The organism is Parendozoicomonas verongulae (genome assembly GCF_009711465.1).
Lineage (GTDB): Bacteria > Pseudomonadota > Gammaproteobacteria > Pseudomonadales > Endozoicomonadaceae > Sansalvadorimonas > Sansalvadorimonas verongulae.
Window position 1 is genome coordinate 1 of record NZ_SMME01000803.1, and the last position, 19,905, is coordinate 19,905.

Genomic DNA, 19,905 nt, shown 5'->3' on the forward strand with positions numbered 1-19,905 from the left:
ATTCTACTTGTTCAAATGTATCTATCCCTGAAAATGCAAGAGCCTCTGCCATTGTTTGGCGCGAGGTTTCATCAACAGTGAGATCTGGTATCTGAGTCTGTATAACTCTATCAACTATTTTTCTGTGGTTAGTTAAAACATCTATCTTTCTTCCTGATAATGCAGGTGTTGATTCCCTTAACTCTTGAAATGCTTCTGATTTCGGAATTATTGGCTCAGTGCCAGTACACATTGGTAACTTTGAAGTATGTCCATCTTCTACATCATAATATGATGATCCTAGAGATACTGCTTCCGAGAGTACATTCATGTAAAAATCCTCAATACATAGTTTTATTAACTTTTAGAGGATGGTATCCACATAAAGTTCATAATTTATGCTGGAATTTGGGTCGGCAACGGCCGTTGCCAACCCGTTCTCAACCTCTCATCGACGCGCCTCAGACATCACTGTACTCAATACCATCCTCGGTCACTTTCATTCCCGGCGGCAGGGGGCGTGAAGAGTCATCCGCAGCCGCTACCCGCAGATTGGGAGTATTATCCAAATATTCTTCCCATATATCCTGAAGAACATCCATCGCTCCCTGTTCAGTCAGGCTCTGGACACTTACGACTTTACCTCGAACCGTCTCAAGAAGATCTTCATATCCTGCCACCTTCTTCAGAGATAAGCGCCCTAATGCTACATCCAGTTTTACGGAACAAAGTAAGTTCAGGGCATTCAGCTGCAACAGGCAAACCTTAACGTAAGGTTCCAGATGAGAGCCACTGGTTACACCGGCTTCTTCCTGCAGTTGTGCATAGAGAGGTTTATCCCCTTGAGTGTGATCTCCGGCACGACCAAGGCTATTCAATTGATTCAACTGGACTTTAATACTCACAAGTTTATGCACCAGTTTCTTGTAACTATCAAAGGAGTTTTCCCCCAATTTTGTCATCCTATCCAGTTTATCCGACAGGGTTGCAAACTCCTTCCGTGAAGATTCAATCTTATCCAGAAACTTCTGAAGCGCTTCAGCCTGTTTTGCGGGAAGGCCTGCCATAGTCGGTTTTGCAACCTCCTCTTCTGGCTTATAGTGTTTCAGGCGTTGATCAAAATGATCAAGGGCAGTAAACCATGCCTGAGTGTAATCTTCCTGCAAGTTCTTCACTATAACTGGATCAACATCTAACTCTTGTGAGTCACCTGTAACAATAAGTCCTTCCACTCCACGCATGACTTTCGCTGGGACCCCACTGAAATAATGTGCAAATGGCGGTTTTAACCCCATTTGATATAACATCTTGGCCATATCGTGGGGTTCGTTTACCGAATGTTCTACAGTCATCCATGAGCGCATTTCTCCTCCCATAAAAACTCTATAAATAGCTTCAGCGGGAGCCAGGTTGGTGTAACACCATCCGTTTTTATAATTCACAACAAACACTTGGGATTTCTCGTAACTGCCCTCAGATACTTGCCACTGACAGGCTTCCGCTTCGAGAGAAGTAAAGGGTGAAGCTTCAGAAGATGTACTCAGGTCTTCTGATGTTCCCAATGACGGTGAAGACGACAGCTGATGGCTGGTAGCCGGGACAGAAAGCAATCCCTCAAACGGGCGAAGTGACATATCGTCTGAGTGTACACGAGCATGCGCGATTCCAGATGGATCAGGTTTTAATAAATGGCTTTCCAGTACATCAGTCAGGGAATGGGAGTGGCGATAAGTAAAGGGTAAGAAATCGTCAGCAGCCCCTTCTGTTGGATCTTCGAATTCAATATCCACAGAGCCTGAGTGTTTACCTAGCTTGTGAAGCCCACTGATACTTCGGGAAAGAATGTCCAGACTCCGCCCCAAACCGCGGCTTTTGCTTGCAAGCAAGCTTTGGCGAGATGAACCACCAGATGAACTGCCAGAGCTCAAACCGGACTGTTTACGCATGGTCTTATAGGAGCGCTTGGTTGTCATGTTATAGGAACAATTTGTCCAGCCCGGCACCCACATTTCTCCGTCCTTTTTTAAATCGAGGGCAAGCGCCAGCTCAATAAACCCCCTTTTTGTTTTTCTATCATTGGTGCTCTTATAGCGGTCGTAGGCCACCTTGGCATCTACGCGGAGTTCACCATCGCCCATAAATGTGATTTTTATTTCACTGCCGGTGCCTGGCTTGCCGGAGCAGTCAAGATTTATGTTGTAAGCATCCTGATAGTTTCTGGCGAGTTCATTGAACAGCTCTTCATTCACCAGTAATTGAATGGCCGTCTGTGCACCTGGTGCGAACTGGTCGATATATTGCCCAATAGTGGCTGCTGCCGCGTACTCATCTGCGGGGTCTGCATGATCCCCTGACATATGATAATGGCTGTTGTAAAAGGGCAGGCAGGTATCATCATCCAGCTTTAGCTGCAGCACAACTTTGGTGGAGTTCAAAGCCACCCGAAACTCTGTATCTAGCCCTTCATTAAGGTCGGGATTGAATTGCCGGGGAATCAAAGTGCAAACTGTTGGGCTTTTTGAAAGTTTCTTCAACTCCTCTTTAGAAGGTAAGGGGTCTCTCTGATCAACGAGGACATCGCAGTCCATGGGAATAAAAAACTCCCCGTTCTCTGGAAATATCCCGTCAACATCAAATGATGTGTAAATTTTCTCTGGTGCTGGAAATTTCTTTTGTTGAATCAAAGGCTTTAAAGACTGTAGAAGATGAAGATCCTCATCGGATCTTGGCCGAGTGGTAGAAAGAACGGTATCCACAGGCAGTTGCAGTTTAGATCCTGCAGCCTCGGCTGCTTTTTGTCCGCGCTCCAGTAACCACCTGCACTCTTTAGAATGCCCGTCTCTCAATACTTTCATCACGGAACTATTTGGATAGGAAAAAACCGGTTCATCTTCGAGGACGGATGGATAAAAGAAGATCCTTCGTCCACTTTCAGTAGCCAATGGCGTAACGCTGCCATGGTCACTGGACTCCGAAATGTTTTTCTGACGAGCAGGAACGGGCCTTGCGGCCATGCCAAAAACTGTTTGTGTGAGGGGCTCAGGGGTGCGCATTTGCTCTTCACGAGTTCTTAGCGCACTTGGAAGAATGGGTGTACCTGACTTTGATGAAACTGATTTCGGTGGAACTGAGTATGCCATGGCAATGCACTCCGTTGTCTTATTTATTGCAAGGAAAAAGTAAGACAACGGCGTGCTGCGTTTATTACAAACAAACCTGTTAGGAATATCCAGAAGCCTCAGCAGCAGCCTCAGTAGAAAAGATTCCTTTCAGACGGGGTAACTCTGCATAGGTGGCCAATAGTCTGTCACCAATGGGTTTTAATGCCTCATATCGTTTCTGATTGGTGAGAGCCTGTAACTCATCACTTAAGTGGCCTTTGTACTTTGTAAATATGCGGTTTATGGACTTCATATTTACACAATCACATATCGCCATTGCCACAAAGTCCCGGGCCATGTTTTTCCCTTTTTCTGTTCTTAGATACTCTGGTGTCATCATATCCAGGCACCGGTACAGGGTTTCATTGGTAATCTGTTTATACACCTCATAGCAATCAAAACCCGCACGCTGAATATATTGCATAAACAGTGCGTGCTTATCACAGAAATTTTTGGCAGCTATCTCTGACTTCTTATCTTTAACCTTATAAAACAATCCATCTATATCTTTGAAACGAATACCACAACCGCAGTGGGATACTTTGCTTTTTCTGGTGATTGTGGCAAATTCACATCCCCGGCTACGGCACATTTTCAGAAGATGCTGGGTATATTCCTCATCCGTTCCAGACTCAAATACACTGTCCAGTATTTTCCATGGGCTGTTTCTGGCAGGGTCGGGTTCAATTACCTTGACACCATGTGCGCGAAGATTCTGCCTGATACCTGGCAGAGTCCACTTTTTCCATTCGCATTCAGGAGTGTCCACTGTTACTGGCATATAAAGGCCACTACGCAATAGAGTCGCAGTCAGGTTGTTTCTTTTCTTAATCACTGATGGGCAGTTAAAGTCCAGCAGTTTGCCAGCAGCCGTATCCATCATTCGGAACAAGTACTGACCAGATAGCTGTTCATACAAAGGGTGCGCGGGGTGTAAAACCTGCAGGATATGCATTAAACGATCACCGTCTGTGTAAAAGTTAACCCGCCGGAAGTAGTAATAGAAAACCTGGATATGGCCAACACGCCAATCCTTATCCGGTTCTCGAAAAACACCGTTATCAGGTATGCGTACGGGCTGTCTTTTTATTCCATCACGCCCCCGCTTGGTACGGTTCCACTCGGAGATACGATCTTTGGCATCACCACCTTTAGTAAGGGCATGAGTACTGCGTGCTGTGAGAGAACAGACATACTGACCTAATGCTTTAAAGTAGGCATCTGTCTCCTTCTTTAATAATCGCATTGCCCCCTGAGTGAGTATCCCCGGCTCGCAGGCGCCACACTTATAAAGGGCATAACGACACAACTCTATTGTCCATTCCGTGAAATGAAGCTTGAGTTCAAGCCAATAAGGCACCGGCGTTCCCTGAAGAGCATCAAGCAGCGGCTGTAACCGACCATCATCACAGCTTTCAACCAGCCTGCGCAGCGTGGCCTTACTTCTAATCTGACAGGCAAAATGTTTTTCGTAGAATTCTGGTTCATCCATAGAAAAACGCTTCCAACATGCAGAGCTGTAGTCATAAAACAGTTCTTCGCCTTTTTCGATAGGCCGTTTCGCACGAACATACAACTCATACTCTCCTGGCTCTGGAGGAGAGTGCTCTGATGGCATGGATACAATTTCTACGTTGGCAGGCTGGAATGCATTAAAACCATCATTCATAAAGCTGCCACCACCAAGACTATCTTTCGGATCCTGATAACCGTGAACAACCCGGTTTTGATTCACACCCCGTATATGGCTCCAGACTGTTACGTCCTTAACTTGCAGCAGCTCCTTTCGACGCTTGGGTGTAATATCTTCCACGATACCGTCATACCAGGTAATAAACTCACCTTCTTCAAAAACCTGGTCAGCAAACAAGCCGTTACCAGCATCAGGAATGGTACTTTTACGCACGCTGATTCCTTCACCAATTGCGTGCATCTGCGCCATGGCACGTGCTTTCAAAGACGGATATTTCACTTTCTTGGCTTTAGGTTCTGGTAAACGATAATCAGTGTCAGAACTTATTTTTGAACTTCTCTCATTGAGGGTTCGCTTTCTGGCACTGACATACTCTTCAAAATCAAGGGGTTCTACCAGCACCAGACAAGATTTTTTCACTGACAGAGAAGGTTGCAATGCCGCGGGCTTAGGTGGAGATTGCTTACGCACCTGCCGACGAACCTGAGATGAGAAACAACTCGCTTTCTTCGCTAATGGGGAATGTTGATGTCCACTCTGGCCCAGTTGTCTGGCCTTCAGGCGCATACTTCCGTGGTAATAAAGATCATCGTTCAATTGGATACCGGAACTCTTTCTCTGCATTGCCACCCTCTTCCGCATCATTGCAAAGCAAGCTATATCAAGGCATGAGTATCAGAAAATCACTAACGAGGTGGTTAGCCTAAGCAAACACTGTAATAATCCGCCACGGGATCTACAAAACGGCAGACCGAAATGGATATAACAAAAGCTCTTCGGTATTCGACTCTTCCTTTCGCCGGACTGGCACTGCTACCAGCAGAAGCCGTTTCCGCCGATTATCAGACCTGTCTTTTAAAGCAAATGGAAGTGGCTGCTCCTGATGCGACGGTAGCCTCACTGAAAGCGATTTGTTCAGCCTCCCTGTCATCTCAACCAGCCAGCGATGAGAGCATAACGGTTCCCACTCCATTTGAAGAACGCGTGGCAGTGGAAACAAAAACCCGTAATGAATTATTTGTTATTTCTCCGCACAAACCCAACTATGTATTGCCGCTCTCGTACAACAACACTCCAAATACTACGCCCTATGCCAGTAAGAAATTTCCTTACGACAAAGCAGAAGTGAAGTTTCAGCTCAGCCTGAAGGTAGCTGTTGCAAAAGGCGTGCTCTCTGAGCATGGCGATATTTATGTTGCTTACACCAATCAGTCCTGGTGGCAGGCCTATAACACCGCGATCTCCAGCCCTTTCCGGGAAACCAATCATGAACCGGAAATATTCTATAACCTCGTGATGGATCATGACCTGTTTGGTATGAAAGTACGGGATGTGCAGTTTGGCCTCAGCCACCAATCCAATGGCCGCAGTGGTGATATCTCCCGAAGCTGGAACCGCATGTACGCCTCCATGCTGTTGGAGAAAAACAATTTCTACCTTCACCTCAAACCCTGGTGGCGTATCCCGGAAGACAAAAAGAAATCCCCCAGCGATACCAGCGGTGACGACAACCCGGATATCACTAAATATCTCGGGTATGGCGAGATGAATATGTTCTACAAGCTGGGAGAGCATAACCTTAGCATGATGCTGCGTAACAACCTGCGCTCTGATAATAAGGGAGCTGTACAGCTGGGTTGGTCGTTCCCACTGAGCGACGCAAACAAACTGCGCGGTTATGTGCAGTACTTCAACGGATATGGGGAAAGCTTGATTGATTACAACGCCAGCGTTAGCCGTTTGAGTATTGGGTTTATGCTCACAGACTGGTTGTAAAAACAGTTGGCAGGCAAAAAAAACGGAGCCAGTTGGCTCCGTTTAATGTTCTATCGAGCGTATTGCTTTATAAGATGTGCGGTTAATGGCTGTCTGCCTCCCTGCTCCTCGGGTTTTCCGGGTCGTTTAAACGACCTCTCTTAAAACTTCGAGTTGCTGCTTCCAGTTCACCACAAAAAAGCATCTTCCAAAACAATCCGTTCGCATGCCTTTATTATTTTTATTGTTCGGCCAGAACAGACTTTATTATTTTTATTGTTGGTCTAATTATTATTTTTATTATGCTTTGGATACTGCAGAAGGCAGGCCACTCCCTCTACAACCCTTTAAAAACAATAGGTTAGAAGCAAGAGTGCTTTTTTCAGACTTGTTGCACCCCGAGTTGTTACACCAGCGTGCACCGTTTCGGTAACACTTTTTTCAGCGGGGGTAACACCCAGTAACAGCTCTTTATAAAGGCAGGTAACAGTGCCATCATCAGCCCATCAGAAATCTGGACTGGACATCAACTATGGACCTCAGCGCCCTGCGTGAAGAGTACACCCGTGACGGATTAAGCCGGGAAGACCTAAACCCCAATCCCACACATCAGTTTACCAAGTGGTTTGAACAGGCTCAGGAGATGCAAATTGCCGAGCCTAACGCTATGAGCGTAGCGACGGTATCGCCAGAAGGTCAGCCCAGTCTGCGCACGGTTCTGCTCAAATATTACGACGACGACGGATTTGTATTTTTTACCAACTACACCAGCAACAAAGCCAAACATATTGCCCACAACCCGAAAGTTGCGTTGATGTTTCTTTGGCTGGGGCTGGAGCGTCAGGTCATTATTCGTGGGGAAGCTGAGAAAATCGGCAAAGCAGAAACCATGAAGTACTTTCTTAGCCGCCCCCATGGCAGCCAATTAGGTGCCTGGTGTTCCCACCAGAGCAGCGTCATCACCGGCCGTAAGATACTGGAACTGAAGCTGGATGAGATGAAGCGTAAGTTCAAACAGGGTGAGGTGCCGGTTCCTTCCTTTTGGGGCGGCTACCGGGTGAAGCCTGAACAAATTGAATTCTGGCAGGGGCGCCCCAGCCGCTTGCATGATCGCTTCTGCTATAGCCGCAATGAGAATCAAGCCTGGGATATTGAAAGGCTTGCTCCCTGATTCAAGGATTTTTCCAGAGCACGCTTTCCAGTTAGAAAGCGTGCTCTTTGATATTCCTCCCTCCTATTGATCAAGAGCAATTTTTCCTCAAATCACCCTCCCTATACTGGCTACGTAATTCCCGAATCAGCGTTACCTACCAAAACACTAATAAAGATTCTTAGGAGGGAAGGTGATGGCCGGCTATACAAGCGACCAGATTCGAAATATTGCTCTGCTTGGCCATGGAGGCAGTGGCAAAACCACACTCTGCGAAGCATTGCTCCACAAAAACAACACCCTCTCCGTGCCCGGGACAATACAGGGGCGCAATACGGTTTCCGATTACACCGACCTTGAAAAAGCTATCGGGCATTCACTTGAAACATCTCTGGTATGCCTGCCCCGTTCACAAACCTGCATTAACATGCTCGATACTCCGGGATACCCTGACCTCTTCGGCCGTGCCTTGGGAGCCTTACCTGCCGTAGAAACAGTGGCTATAGTGATCAATGCCAAGCACGGTGTTGAGCCTGTCGCACGTATGGCCTGGGAGCAAATTAAAGAACGCCACAAATGCGCACTGATTGTTATCAACCATATTGATGAAGCGGATGATCTGGAGTCCGTTCTGGTTGATATTCAAGATACCTTCGGGCCAGAGTGTCTCCCTATCAATCTTCCTACTGAAAGCGACGATGTCGTTGATTGTTATTTCCTCCCTGACAACACAATAGAAACCCGCTTCTCCTCTATAAAAGAAGCCCACAGCCACCTTGTGGATCAGGTTGTCGAAGTCGACGACGCTCTTATGGAACTTTATCTGGAACAAGGGGAAAACATCACAGTTAAGCAGCTGCACGATCCCTTTGAAGCGGCTTTGCGGCAAAACCATCTGGTGCCTGTATGCTTCACCTCTGCAACAACGGGTGCTGGCGTTGATCTGCTTCTTCGCGTGATATCCGAATTAATGCCAACACCTCTGGAAGGCAATCCGCCTCTGTTTGTAAAAGGTGAGGGAGATGATGCAGAAGACGTTTCTGTTGAACCTTTGCCCGATGCTCATGTTATTGCCCATGCTTTCAAACTGACCATGGACCCCTTCATGGGCAAGCTGGGTATTTTCCGGGTGCATCAAGGCACTGTCAGAAATGGTAGTCAGCTGTATGTGGGTGACGGCCGTAAACCCTTGCGTATCTCCCATCTCGTCAAGCTGCAAGGCAGTGAGCATATCTCTGTCGATAAAGCGTACCCTGGGGATATCTGTGCGATTGCCAAAGCAGAATCTCTTTACTTTGATGCGGTATTACATGATTCCCACGAAGAGGATCATTTCCACCTTCGCCCGCTGAACTTCCCTCCTCCCATGGCCAGCATTGCCGTTGCCCCGGCTCGTCAGGGTGATGAACAAAAAATCTCCGATATTCTTCATCGCATAGCCTCAGAAGATCCCAGCCTGCGTATTGAGTTTCGTGAACGCCAAAACGAGACGGTTCTCCTTGGTTTGGGTGATGTTCACCTCAAGACGGTGCTGGATAAAATGTCATCTGTGTACAAAATAGATGTCGTCACCCATGAGCCGAACATTGCCTACCGGGAAACCATTACCAAAACGGCGGAGGGCCACTACCGTCATAAAAAGCAGAATGGTGGCTCCGGCCAGTTTGGTGAAGTCTTCCTGCGAGTAGAACCTCTGGAGCGCGGCGCAGGCTTCGAGTTTGTTGATAAGGTGGTCGGGGGTGTTATTCCCGGACAATATATTCCCGCCGTGGAAAAAGGTGTTCGTGAAGTTCTTAAGGAAGGTGCTACAGCAGGCTATCCGCTCCATGATGTGCGGGTCACAGTTTACGATGGCAAGCACCACCCAGTAGATTCCAAAGAGATCGCTTTTGCCACTGCAGGTAAAAAAGCCTTTATCGACGCCGTGAAAAAAGCAGCTCCTGCCATCCTTGAACCTTATGTAACAATGGAGATTAAAGCCCCCCAGCAATGCATAGGTGATATAACTGGTGATCTTGCCAGCACTCAGGGTATGGTCACCGGTACTGAGGCTGACAGCAACAACCAGCTCACTATTCTTGCCAGCGCACCATTATCTTGTGTGACTAACTACAGTAATCGCCTGAAAGCACTCACGGCAGGAGAAGGTCAGTATCTGTCTCACTTTAGCCACTATGCAGTAGTACCTGCCGACATTCAGAAGCAACTCATATCGGCTTGGAAGCACAATGATCAGGAGTGATTTAAGCTCTTAAAAACTACTTATCCACAAAATCACAAAAGGCTCCCACCAGGGAGCCTTTTTTATCCACATCAAACAATCTACAAACTACTCTCCTGTTATTAACCCGTTGTCTACGGGAAATAAACAGCACGCTGTGGATAACTTCTCGCTTAAACTTTACCCACAGCATCCGTTGGACATCCTATGGATACTCTGTGATAAGGCCCCCATAAGCTGTGCAAAGGCTTTTTATAACCTCCTGATAAGCTGTTCTCTTTTATATTGTTCAAAAAACGAGCAGCTAAAGACGACCAAAACTTCATCGAAATCCGTATTTTTGGCTAAATTCCTTACCGAGCAGGAGCAGACACTCTCTCACAGGTTATTCGCGCCTGAACACAGGTTGCTACCTGCTTATACACACCTGATGAACTGAGAAAAATCAGGCAGGCATTATTGCTTTTACCAGTTGCAACAAGAGACATTCCGAGCAAGACTAATTATTCACTTGAAGTAGAAATCAAACGGCCCAAATTCAGCATTAACTCGACACTCGCGCAAACGCTCATAGCTCAAAAGGAGCCAGCCATGTCCAGAAAAATGTTCGCCAGGCTACCCCAGCTTCTGTTGGCAACCGCATTGATCGCAACCTCACCGGTTGCTCTCTCTTCACAAGCTCTGCCCCCTGACACACAAGGCTTTGGCAAGGTTGTACACAGTAGTGGGGTGAGCATATCCGGGTTGTGGATAAAAGAAGATCGGCACTTTAGTGCACCCATTTCCGCCTTTAACCTGTTCTCTCTCGATACCAAGAGTTGCGGCATTCTGGATTTTGAATTGAGTCTGACAGGGTTAACCTGCACGAACTGTCGTACGAATACAGCCATTCTAAAGAGCTGCAATATTCCCAGAGATAATACCGGCTGGCATTTATAAGTGACTTGAAGACAACTGGCTCTGTAAGAGAGCCAGCTGTCTATTTTCCTACCATTTCTACACGTAATTGGATTGCACGCGAACTATTTTGGGAGGATGTGTTTCGTATTACCAGCCCACTGTGGGCGTCCGATCTGTCCGTTCCTGTGCCACCGATAGTTATCCACTCTCCCAGCTTGCCTGATACGGTTGTGGACAGGTGACGGGTACTGATTGACTGGCTTTCATGCTGGTCGTCGGTCTGGTTAATCTTCAGCTGCCCCCCCTCACCTACAAGACGTGCTGTGACATAGAAGCCCTGGTCTGCAGCTTTATATTCTGTGATCGCCTGTCGATTGCCAAAGCTGTCGATTCTGTGGGTTGTTACAGGTTTTGATGTTCCCACTGCAATATAAGCGGGTATACCTTCCGTTGCCCGTAAACTCTGCAGACCATCCTTGTTCACAGAAGAACTGTTGCTGCGAATGACTACACGAGCCGGATGACTGCTCTCGCCAATCTGTACCCTTCCATTGCCAAAGGTGCCACTTACGGACACTCCATCACTGGAGGTATCAAAATGCTGAGGCATGCGCACGGAAATCAAAAACTGCCGGGATGCCTTGTCAATTTGTTGCAATAACTCTTCAACGGTTTTCTGCTCATTGTGAGTAACACTCAGAATCAGCTGGTTATTAAACGATGTAACCGTCGCACCGTCTGGCAGAATAGCTTTTACTGCTGGCACAATCTGCTCCGGCACTGTATGAACCAGAGGTACCACGACCACATGCCTTTGAGCTGCAAAAGTAAAAGACGAGAGCGACACCAGCCCATACGCAATGAAAGTGAAAAACCTCCACCTTTTGCTTCTTATTTCCATAAATCCCAATCCTGAGTTTGACAGACCAGCAAGCCCCTTCGATGCTGTTCTCGGCTTTAAACGTAGCCCGAACGTGTATTCTTAGAAGTATATGAGGTTTGTCATGGTTTATAGAAATACGGCCCCGGCCCTGTTGCTGAAAGCCGTTCTCAGCGCCAGCCTGATCACAACCGGAGCTGCTTTTGCAGATGCGGCCAGTGATGAAGATAATGAGAACCCGTTTGCCGACAAGGCCGGGTGCTTTAACAGCATCACCCTGCAAACAGCTGACGATGTCACCCACGCTCTGGTCGATTACCTGCGGGGCAAAACCGTGACACTGACCGGAGAACTCAGCCAGATTCCTCCCATGCAGAAAATTCCCCTGAAAAGCCACCGGGAGACTGGCGTGCTTGCTGAATATTACCCTTATGTTTTCAAAGCCACTGTTGAGGGTGTCTCTCTTCCCTCCCTGATTTTTTACTCCAAAACCGAACGGGAAGAAGGTTCTGCAGAAGTCAGCGGCATTTTTAATGAACAGAATGCCAAAACAGGAACCCAGGGCAGTGGCATGCTTTATTTGAAAGAAACAAATAGTTGATTCTGCCTTTGCAACAGGCTGCCAGCCCAGTCAGCTCCCCTGTACTGACGGGGCTGGAACAGTGCACAATGACGGGCAGAATCAATAACAGGAAATAATGATGATTCTGGCGATACCAGCCCTGCTTATACTCACACTCGTATTCGGCCCGCAACTCTGGGTTCATTATGTATTGAAACGCCACAGTGTTCACCGGTCTGATTTACAGGGAACCGGAGGCGAGCTGGCACAACATCTGATTCAGCGCTTTGAATTGGACGCTAAAGTACGTATGGGAGCAGCAGGGGAAGATTATTACGACCCGGAAAAGCGGGTGGTTTCCCTCTCACCCGAGCACTATGAAGGTAAATCCATCGCAGCAGTCGCTGTTGCCGCCCATGAAGTTGGGCATGCTATCCAGCATAAAGAGAAACACCCCGGCTTTATGCGCCGTCAGCGTCGTATTCGAACCGCTATGGCTATTGAACGTTTCAGCGCTATTGCCCTGATGGTCAGCCCAGTCATATTCCTGCTGACCCGCGTCCCCCAAAGCACATTTCTAACCGCTGTAATCGGCGCCATTGGTATGCTTGCCGTGGTGTTGGTGCAGTTTATGAACCTGCCGGTGGAAAACGATGCCAGCTTCAATAAAGCTCTGCCCATTCTTGAAGAAGGCTACCTTATGATCAGCGACCAACCCGCCGCAAGACAGGTTCTGAAGGCCGCTGCTCTTACCTACGTAGCTGCAGCTCTTGCCAGTTTGCTGAACCTGGGCCGGTGGATTGCTGTTCTCAGAAGATAGCCTTATAGTGCGCCGCCTTTGGCTGTTGTCTTTACTGCGGAATCTGAACCTATGTCCTTGTCCCAATCATCCCTTCCTGAAAGCACCGATGTTGTCGTTATTGGTGCAGGTGCAGCCGGGCTGATGTGTGCGCTCACAGCTGGCCAAAGAGGTCGGCGGGTTCTGGTTCTGGATCATGGCAAGCGCCCGGGCCGCAAGATTCTGTTATCCGGTGGCGGGCGGTGCAATTACACCAATATGTACACTGAAGCGGCAAACTATCTGTCCGCCAACCAACACTATTGTAAATCGGCTCTTAGCCGTTTCAGTCAGTGGGACTTTCAGGCACTGGTTGATAAACACGGTATTGCCTGGCATGAGAAAACCCTTGGCCAACTGTTCTGTGATAACAGCTCCAGGGAAATTCTCGATATGCTGCTGACAGAATGTGATCTTCCTACTGTATCCATTCACACAAAGGTTGATATCCAGAGCGTTGATACTCTGGATAGTGGCCTGTTCACCATTGCCACCAGCCAGGGAAGCGTGAAAACAGAATCACTGGTGATTGCCACCGGTGGGCTCTCATTCCCCACTATGGGTTCCACCGATCTTGGTTATCGCATTGCTAAACAGTTTGGCCACGAAATTGTTCCTGTTCGTCCGGCACTGGTACCTTTCACTCTCGATCTGAAAGAGCTGAAAACGTTTGACGGATTATCCGGTATCAGTACAGATGTGGTTGCCAGCTGTAATGGCCATAGCTTCCGTGAAGCTTTGCTGTTTACACACAAAGGTTTGAGTGGACCTTCTATTCTGCAGGTGTCCAGTTATTGGCAGAAGGGAGATGAAGTGGAAATCAACTGGCTGCCGGATGTGGATGTCCCTCAATGGCTCGAAGAGCAAAAAGCCGCTCGCCCCAAAGCCTCTCTCACCACAATTCTCTGTGAACATCTGCCAAAACGTCTGGCATCGGCACTCGCACAGCTCATTGGAGAAGAAAAGGAGGCCAGCCAGTGGCGCAGAGAAAGCATGCAGCGCATGGAACAGGTACTCACCGCATATTGTCTAAAGCCAAGCGGCACAGAGGGTTATAAAAAAGCAGAAGTGACGATTGGCGGTGTAAACACTAATCAACTGTCGTCCAAAACCATGGCAAGCCGACAACAGGACAACCTTTACTTTATTGGGGAAGTTGTGGATGTGACCGGACACCTGGGGGGGTTCAACTTCCAGTGGGCCTGGGCATCTGGGCATTGTTCGGGGCTATTTGCATAATTTTTCAACTTATAAGTACCCGGACCATTGCTTTCGCATAGTCTGACGGCGTCTTTTTCCGCCCTTGCTGCGTCACAGCTCTGGTCACGTTGCGGGCTACGCTCCCGACGTTGTTCCTTGAAGCGCGAAAAAACCCACTCGCCATCATTATGCGAAAGCAATGGTCCGGGTACTTAAAAAAAGCAGGCTCCTGAAAATCATGAACCTGCTTTTACCTTTCTTAAGAGATCACCTTGTCCTTACATTTTCCGAGTCGCTCTTTCCATCTTTTGATACAACCACATTTGGAATGGCGATGAGTTTTTATCCACTACGAGAATCTCACCCTTGTGGGACAGGAACCATCCCAACATATCATTGGCCCTGCTAATATTCTTGAAAGTTTCTGACGCTTTTTCAATGACACTCTGTTCTTGTCCTGAAAACTTATCAGGGTGATGTATCTTAGATATCTGTCTGAAAGCCTTAACCAGACGCTCGGTATTATCGTCAGACAACAAACCCTGCACATTCTCCAGCGGTTTATCTGCTGGGTAGTTATCAATCAGTACCTGCTGCGCCTTTTCCAGTTCACTTCTATGAACCAGACGATCAGCAATGCGTTCCTGGAATATACCCCCCTTAAAAACCCGCCCCAGGAATAGCTGATTCAAATCGGACATCTTCCATCCATCAGAGTACATCTTCTCCATTGCAAAGTTGGCGCCTTTGATAACCACCGGTTTGGTCGCTTTGGTCGCTTGGGTCAGCATGAAGTGATTAAACCATTTCGGAACCCTGTACTGGGTATATTGCTTATCCTGCTCAGTAGGAATTGTCAGCACCTTGGTTGACAAAAAGTAACCATCTGCAAGAGATAAACTGTACTTACCACCCAGTGTCAGAGAGCTATCGTCTTCAACTTTCACATCTTCCAGAGAAGCACTTTCGTAAACAGAAACGATTGCTGTCTGTTGTGTCTGGCTATCTATAGACAGACTCACTGTTCCCAGTGGAAAGGCCGTTTCATCACCCTCTGATAATTCCAGCCACCGGGTAATAATATTGATGGCTGCGGGAGAGAGGGCAGAGCGAGAATTAACCAGTTTACTCTTTTTACTTTTCGAATGTACCAGGTCAATCAGCCATGGTTTACTCTTACCTCCCATATTGAAACGAACCGTCCTGGATTCGCCACTTGCCTCCTTGTAAGACAAAACAAAGTACCCGTCATTTCCCATGTAGGGGGATACTGTTTCAATATTCACACTGGACACACCAGCCTGATCCATAGCGTATGATAAAGCAGAGAACTCGGAGTGACTCCGGTCTTTAATCGGCGTGCCTTGAATACGGCTGAATGTCATACGGGTGTAGCCAAAGCTGCTGTTGTCGTAATCAATTTGAATCAGAAGATTGGCAGCTTCCAGCCCATCAAGATACACCCGTTGCTGACCGTACTCCGCTCCAGAACGATAGTATTGAACATGGCTTGCCATAGCGCTGAGAGCACTCAAGGATGCCATGGTGAAAGCGCCCCTCTGATACCCGACAAGAAGATTGGTGGCGCTAATGTCTGCAAATACTGCCCACAGCCCTGCCTCGTGATAGTTTTTCAAGATATTCCGGACAAAAAGAACGGTCGAAATAATGGGAAGAAACCCAAAGGCTAAAGACTGGCCTGCAAATCCCAAGTTTGAATCAGAAAAATTATTCTCATTATTGTGGTACTGAATACTGATGGCATTCAATATAATCTGGGAAACAGCCTGAAGCCCCATTTGGGATACCAACCACCACCAGGAACTGGAATTCAGCCCTTCCAGCACGACAATACGACTCCCCATTTGCACAACCATGCCCTGATCGGAAGAGAATACGGGGATAGCAGAGATGAAGCTGTTTCTCTGAGCAGAGTCTGCGGTCGTCTCTACAGGGTTTCTACCCTCCTGACCGACAGAAAAACCAGCTTCTGCTGCCGAAAAACTGGATGCCCCCCACAAAAGTGGTGCTATTAGAATAGGTTTTAACAAAGAACGTATACGCATCTATTTTTCCTGAGAGTCAGAGTCTCAACCCTTGAAAGAGCTGTAGTTATAGAAGAGACCTCTGGTTTTTCCTGCTCAGAAACAAAAATACGAAGATAATTACAAACCGTAATAATATGTGATGCTATCCGCTTGAAAGTCTTTCATCTCAATCAATACAAGGGCCACCGTACAATTTCTTACATTGCTAAGTTATTTACCATTGATCTGCATTGATAAGTATCACTACTCAAAAACGGCAAAGCAGTGTATAAGCAGCTTTATAATTCTTCACGATTTCGACGAAGAATAAGCACTCAACCCATAAACAATAAGTACCGCCTGATTTATGAACTGCTTCTCCCATTCTTTCTTTAAGACTCCTGCTATTACATCTGCACTCACAGGTGTTCTGCTGATGTTCTCAGTTCAACCTGCTGCAGCGGTGACCAACATTATCCCTTCCCCGCCCTCCATCAATGCCAAGGGCTATATCCTGATGGATTATGAATCCGGGGAAATCATTGCTTCCAAAAATGCGGACGACCGCCTTGCACCCGCCAGCCTGACAAAAATGATGACGGCTTATGTAATCGGGCAGGAAATTAACAGTGGTCGGATGTCGTTTGACGACACGGTGACTATTAGCCGTAACGCCTGGTCCCGGAACTTCCCGGACTCGTCAAAGATGTTTATTGAACCCGGCGATCAAATCAGCGTGGCAAATCTGAGCCGAGGTATCATGGTACAGTCTGGCAACGATGCCTCTGTCGCCATGGCAGAGCATATTGCGGGTTCTGAAGGTACTTTTGTTGCCCTGATGAACAGCTGGGCCGACAAGCTGGGAATGATAAATACCGAGTTCACCAATGCCCACGGTCTCGATAGCACCAATATTGGTACATCCCCCCACGATATGGCGATTCTGTCTCGCAGCCTTATTCGGGACACGCCCAAGATGTACTCCATTTATAACGAGAAGAGCTTCACCTGGAATGGCATCACCCAGAACAACCGTAACCAGCTGCTGTGGGATCGCTCACTGAATGTTGACGGTATAAAAACCGGCTACACATCCAACGCCGGTTACAGCCTGGTGACCTCTGCCACACAAGACGACATGCGCCTTATTTCTGTAGTGATGGGTACTGCCAGTCAACGAGCGCGTATTCAGGAAAGTCGCAAACTGCTCACCTACGGTTTCCGCTTTTTTGAGACAGACACACTGCTCGAGGCCCACGCTCCTGTTTCCCAACAAACTGTATGGCAAGGTGCTGAGAGTGAACTGACCGCGACAGTCGAAGAAAACATCGCTATCACGCTGCCACGAAATCAGCTGAAAAACGTGAAAGCCGAATTCGAATATCAGGCTCCTCTGAAGGCACCTATTGCCCGGGGAGATGTGATTGGTCAGGCCACCTGGCGTCTTGGAGATCAAATCCTCAGAGAAGTGCCACTTGTGGCTGCTGAAACCATTGAACGGGGCGGTTTCTTCAAACGCCTTCTGGATAGCATAAAGCTGTTCTTCAGTAACCTGTTAGGCAGTCTTTTCTAGCAACCAGTCGGACGGAACAGTCTCGCAAGCATTGGTTTGTGGGGCTGGTCTTGTTCGAAAAGCTATCGGAGTTTGTCACTTCTTCTTTCTCTATAGGAATTAGGTTTTTAAATCTCTTTAAAGGGGGCTTTCAAAACGGCTGCGGCAATTACCAACCCATAAGAAGTACTCTAAGTTGTTGACACCAAAAAGCATTCTCTCTAATATTCGCCTCGCTCGCTGGGGACGACATGAAACGAACTCAACAACGAGCAGCGAATAAGATGCCCAGGTGGCGGAATTGGTAGACGCGCTAGCTTCAGGTGCTAGTGTCCGAAAGGGCGTGGAAGTTCGAGTCTTCTCCTGGGCACCAATCATCTTATTCAGCACACCTTCTCAGAAACGAGAAATTGCCCAGATGGCGGAATTGGTAGACGCGCTAGCTTCAGGTGCTAGTGTCCGAAAGGGCGTGGAAGTTCGAGTCTTCTTCTGGGCACCAAATTCCGAAAAACCAGCTTCTCTGAAGCTGGTTTTTTTATGCCGGTAACAAATACATTCCCCTTAAATACACTTCTGGTTTCATTCATTTACTTTGTCCCATCGGCCTCGGTAAAAGTGCTACATTCACATCATCAAAGGCCATAATTTCTTCTTCTGTGCCTACTGTTGGAAGCGTTTTGGCACGGTGCAAAGCCATCCAGCGGGAACTGGTACGACTCCACACATCTTGTCGCTCTCCTGTAATCACAAAGCCCTCTTTTATAACATCTTCGTAGCTCTTCCCTTTATAAGCCATCAAATAATCATTGATGATCATCCCCGTACGATCCTTCCCCGACACACAGTGAACAACAATAATTTTGGGCTTCCCGCTCTGATCAAGCACCTCGCTATGAAGATCATCCACAACTTCCGCTGTTGAAAGACCAAGATGGCGACGATATGGCACCAACAAATCACGAGCCCACTTAGGCAACCATTTGGCAGATAAAAAGGAGCCTAACTGGGGGTAATTCCGAAACTCCCTGTTTTCCTGTGCTTCAAACCAGGATTTCTCCACAGAATACTCCTCATATTCAGCCCAGGGATGCATCAGGTTAAAGCTAATAATTTTCCTGGTGGACAAATCACGACTCATCCCTTCTGGCAGAACATCTCGAATACCCTCATAAAACTCCTCTTCAGCAAAAGCACCTTTAATAGCTGGGTTCGGCATGCGGATAATCACATTTTGACCAACATGATCGACAAGTCGCACTCTTGTGGAATCAAACTCACTCCTATTGAAAACAGGAAGTGTGATATTGCGAATGTTTCGAATAAAGGTAGAAGCTCGAGCACCCGGCGCACCTGTACTACGCACCCACCATTCCCATAAGTTCCCTGCACTCACAGACTCAACCAGGAACAGAAAAAACAAACCGACACACACTCGCGCAATTTTGGCTAACGGCACCCCATTCTCCATATCTGGTTATCATTAGGGTCTGTTTAGATTTCGTGGTCAAACTCAGCATTCCCGAGGGTAGCTATGAAGCGATCATGAAACCTCAATAGATCTAGGACGTAGGTATAGATGAGAATTGGCGTTAAGCCATAGCCATTAAACTCTCACGAGTTTTCCAGAAAATGTTCTGCCTTTCTTTAAGGAGAGTGTTGACAAAAACAGGGCTTATCCATAATATTCGACTCCGTTGCCGGCATAGCTCAGTTGGTAGAGCAACTGACTTGTAATCAGTAGGTCCCGAGTTCGACTCTTGGTGCCGGCACCATATTTACCTTGTATATCAAGGGCTTAGAAGCCTCCGTAGACGACGGGGGCTTTTTTGTATCTGAGTTTTGGGGAAGTGGTTACTTCTGTTGGCTACTCTTTTTGTGTCGCTCCCAGAAAAAAGGCAACTTTTCTGAGGAACACAAAAAAGGGAGCTGGCGAACCAGCTCCCTTTTGGCAGGACAATCAGAACAGCATCAGATCATGAAATAATTC

14 protein-coding genes and 3 tRNA genes are annotated in these 19,905 nt (G+C 47.4%); 11 read left to right on the forward strand and 6 right to left on the reverse strand.

Going from position 1 to position 19,905, the window contains the following annotated elements; all coding sequences use genetic code 11:
* The 3 genes from E1189_RS08490 to E1189_RS08500 all read right to left on the reverse strand — a co-directional run.
* On the reverse strand, positions 1-310 hold a 310-nt coding region (locus tag E1189_RS08490), incomplete at its 3' end, for a hypothetical protein (RefSeq protein WP_155159609.1).
* Between the two features lie 130 nt (positions 311-440).
* Entirely contained in the window at positions 441-2,993 is a 2,553-nt protein-coding gene (locus E1189_RS08495; RefSeq protein ID WP_155159610.1) for a hypothetical protein, read from the reverse strand.
* A 205-nt stretch (positions 2,994-3,198) separates the two neighbouring features.
* Positions 3,199-5,457 (reverse strand): SET domain-containing protein-lysine N-methyltransferase, encoded by a 2,259-nt coding sequence (locus E1189_RS08500; RefSeq protein WP_196221328.1) that lies wholly within the window; start codon positions 5,455-5,457, stop codon positions 3,199-3,201.
* Positions 5,458-5,589: 132 nt separating this feature from the next.
* Between E1189_RS08500 and E1189_RS08505 the strand changes: the two genes are divergently transcribed.
* The 4 genes from E1189_RS08505 to E1189_RS08520 all read left to right on the forward strand — a co-directional run bounded on the left by E1189_RS08505 (position 5,590) and on the right by E1189_RS08520 (position 10,898).
* Positions 5,590-6,609, forward strand: coding sequence for a phospholipase A (locus E1189_RS08505; RefSeq protein WP_155159614.1), 1,020 nt, complete (start codon positions 5,590-5,592; stop codon positions 6,607-6,609).
* Between the two features lie 511 nt (positions 6,610-7,120).
* Entirely contained in the window at positions 7,121-7,759 is a 639-nt protein-coding gene (gene pdxH, locus E1189_RS08510; protein ID WP_155159615.1) for a pyridoxamine 5'-phosphate oxidase, read from the forward strand.
* A 175-nt stretch (positions 7,760-7,934) separates the two neighbouring features.
* The gene (gene fusA / locus E1189_RS08515; RefSeq protein ID WP_155159617.1) at positions 7,935-9,980 is read left to right on the forward strand and encodes an elongation factor G; all 2,046 of its coding nucleotides are present in this window, start codon (positions 7,935-7,937) and stop codon (positions 9,978-9,980) included.
* Between the two features lie 570 nt (positions 9,981-10,550).
* Complete coding sequence (locus E1189_RS08520; protein ID WP_155159618.1) at positions 10,551-10,898, forward strand: hypothetical protein; 348 nt, start codon at positions 10,551-10,553, stop codon at positions 10,896-10,898.
* 40 nt (positions 10,899-10,938) lie between these two features.
* On the opposite strand, the gene E1189_RS08525 is transcribed toward E1189_RS08520, so the two are convergent.
* Positions 10,939-11,625: a hypothetical protein gene (locus E1189_RS08525; RefSeq protein ID WP_155159620.1), complete on the reverse strand. Its 687-nt coding sequence runs from the start codon at positions 11,623-11,625 to the stop codon at positions 10,939-10,941.
* Between the two features lie 238 nt (positions 11,626-11,863).
* Here E1189_RS08525 and E1189_RS08530 point away from each other — a divergent pair, with 238 nt between their 5' ends.
* The 3 genes from E1189_RS08530 to E1189_RS08540 all read left to right on the forward strand — a co-directional run bounded on the left by E1189_RS08530 (position 11,864) and on the right by E1189_RS08540 (position 14,378).
* Positions 11,864-12,340 (forward strand): hypothetical protein, encoded by a 477-nt coding sequence (locus tag E1189_RS08530; protein ID WP_155159622.1) that lies wholly within the window; start codon positions 11,864-11,866, stop codon positions 12,338-12,340.
* A 97-nt stretch (positions 12,341-12,437) separates the two neighbouring features.
* Entirely contained in the window at positions 12,438-13,121 is a 684-nt protein-coding gene (locus tag E1189_RS08535; RefSeq protein WP_230460273.1) for a zinc metallopeptidase, read from the forward strand.
* A 51-nt stretch (positions 13,122-13,172) separates the two neighbouring features.
* Positions 13,173-14,378, forward strand: a complete 1,206-nt coding sequence (locus E1189_RS08540) for a BaiN/RdsA family NAD(P)/FAD-dependent oxidoreductase (RefSeq protein ID WP_155159626.1) — start codon at positions 13,173-13,175, stop codon at positions 14,376-14,378.
* Between the two features lie 239 nt (positions 14,379-14,617).
* Here E1189_RS08540 and E1189_RS08545 read toward each other — a convergent pair whose 3' ends face one another.
* A complete protein-coding gene (locus E1189_RS08545) occupies positions 14,618-16,405 on the reverse strand; it encodes a J domain-containing protein (protein WP_155159627.1) in 1,788 nt (595 codons plus the stop codon).
* A 397-nt stretch (positions 16,406-16,802) separates the two neighbouring features.
* Here E1189_RS08545 and E1189_RS08550 point away from each other — a divergent pair, with 397 nt between their 5' ends.
* The 3 genes from E1189_RS08550 (at position 16,803) to E1189_RS08560 (ending at position 18,417) form a co-directional block, all read left to right on the forward strand.
* The gene (locus tag E1189_RS08550; RefSeq protein ID WP_230460274.1) at positions 16,803-17,939 is read left to right on the forward strand and encodes a D-alanyl-D-alanine carboxypeptidase family protein; all 1,137 of its coding nucleotides are present in this window, start codon (positions 16,803-16,805) and stop codon (positions 17,937-17,939) included.
* A 265-nt stretch (positions 17,940-18,204) separates the two neighbouring features.
* Positions 18,205-18,291 (forward strand) — tRNA-Leu (locus E1189_RS08555).
* Positions 18,292-18,330: 39 nt separating this feature from the next.
* Positions 18,331-18,417 (forward strand) — tRNA-Leu (locus E1189_RS08560).
* A gap of 84 nt (positions 18,418-18,501) precedes the next feature.
* On the opposite strand, the gene E1189_RS25895 is transcribed toward E1189_RS08560, so the two are convergent.
* Entirely contained in the window at positions 18,502-19,374 is an 873-nt protein-coding gene (locus E1189_RS25895) for a tyrosine-protein phosphatase (RefSeq protein ID WP_329601948.1), read from the reverse strand.
* Positions 19,375-19,614: 240 nt separating this feature from the next.
* On the opposite strand from E1189_RS25895, the gene E1189_RS08570 reads away from it, so the two are divergent.
* A tRNA-Thr gene (locus E1189_RS08570) sits at positions 19,615-19,690 on the forward strand.
* Positions 19,691-19,905 lie beyond the last annotated feature (215 nt).

Bases quoted from the DNA above. Each gene is read 5' to 3' on its own strand.
- E1189_RS08495 (WP_155159610.1), bottom strand. From the start codon at position 2,993: ATGGCCGCAAGGCCCGTTCCTGCTCGTCAGAAAAACATTTCGGAGTCC.
- E1189_RS08500 (WP_196221328.1), bottom strand. From the start codon at position 5,457: ATGCAGAGAAAGAGTTCCGGTATCCAATTGAACGATGATCTTTATTAC.
- E1189_RS08505 (WP_155159614.1), top strand. From the start codon at position 5,590: ATGGATATAACAAAAGCTCTTCGGTATTCGACTCTTCCTTTCGCCGGA.
- pdxH (WP_155159615.1), top strand. From the start codon at position 7,121: ATGGACCTCAGCGCCCTGCGTGAAGAGTACACCCGTGACGGATTAAGC.
- fusA (WP_155159617.1), top strand. From the start codon at position 7,935: ATGGCCGGCTATACAAGCGACCAGATTCGAAATATTGCTCTGCTTGGC.
- E1189_RS08520 (WP_155159618.1), top strand. From the start codon at position 10,551: ATGTCCAGAAAAATGTTCGCCAGGCTACCCCAGCTTCTGTTGGCAACC.
- E1189_RS08530 (WP_155159622.1), top strand. From the start codon at position 11,864: ATGGTTTATAGAAATACGGCCCCGGCCCTGTTGCTGAAAGCCGTTCTC.
- E1189_RS08535 (WP_230460273.1), top strand. From the start codon at position 12,438: ATGATGATTCTGGCGATACCAGCCCTGCTTATACTCACACTCGTATTC.
- E1189_RS08540 (WP_155159626.1), top strand. From the start codon at position 13,173: ATGTCCTTGTCCCAATCATCCCTTCCTGAAAGCACCGATGTTGTCGTT.
- E1189_RS08545 (WP_155159627.1), bottom strand. From the start codon at position 16,405: ATGCGTATACGTTCTTTGTTAAAACCTATTCTAATAGCACCACTTTTG.
- E1189_RS08550 (WP_230460274.1), top strand. From the start codon at position 16,803: ATGTTCTCAGTTCAACCTGCTGCAGCGGTGACCAACATTATCCCTTCC.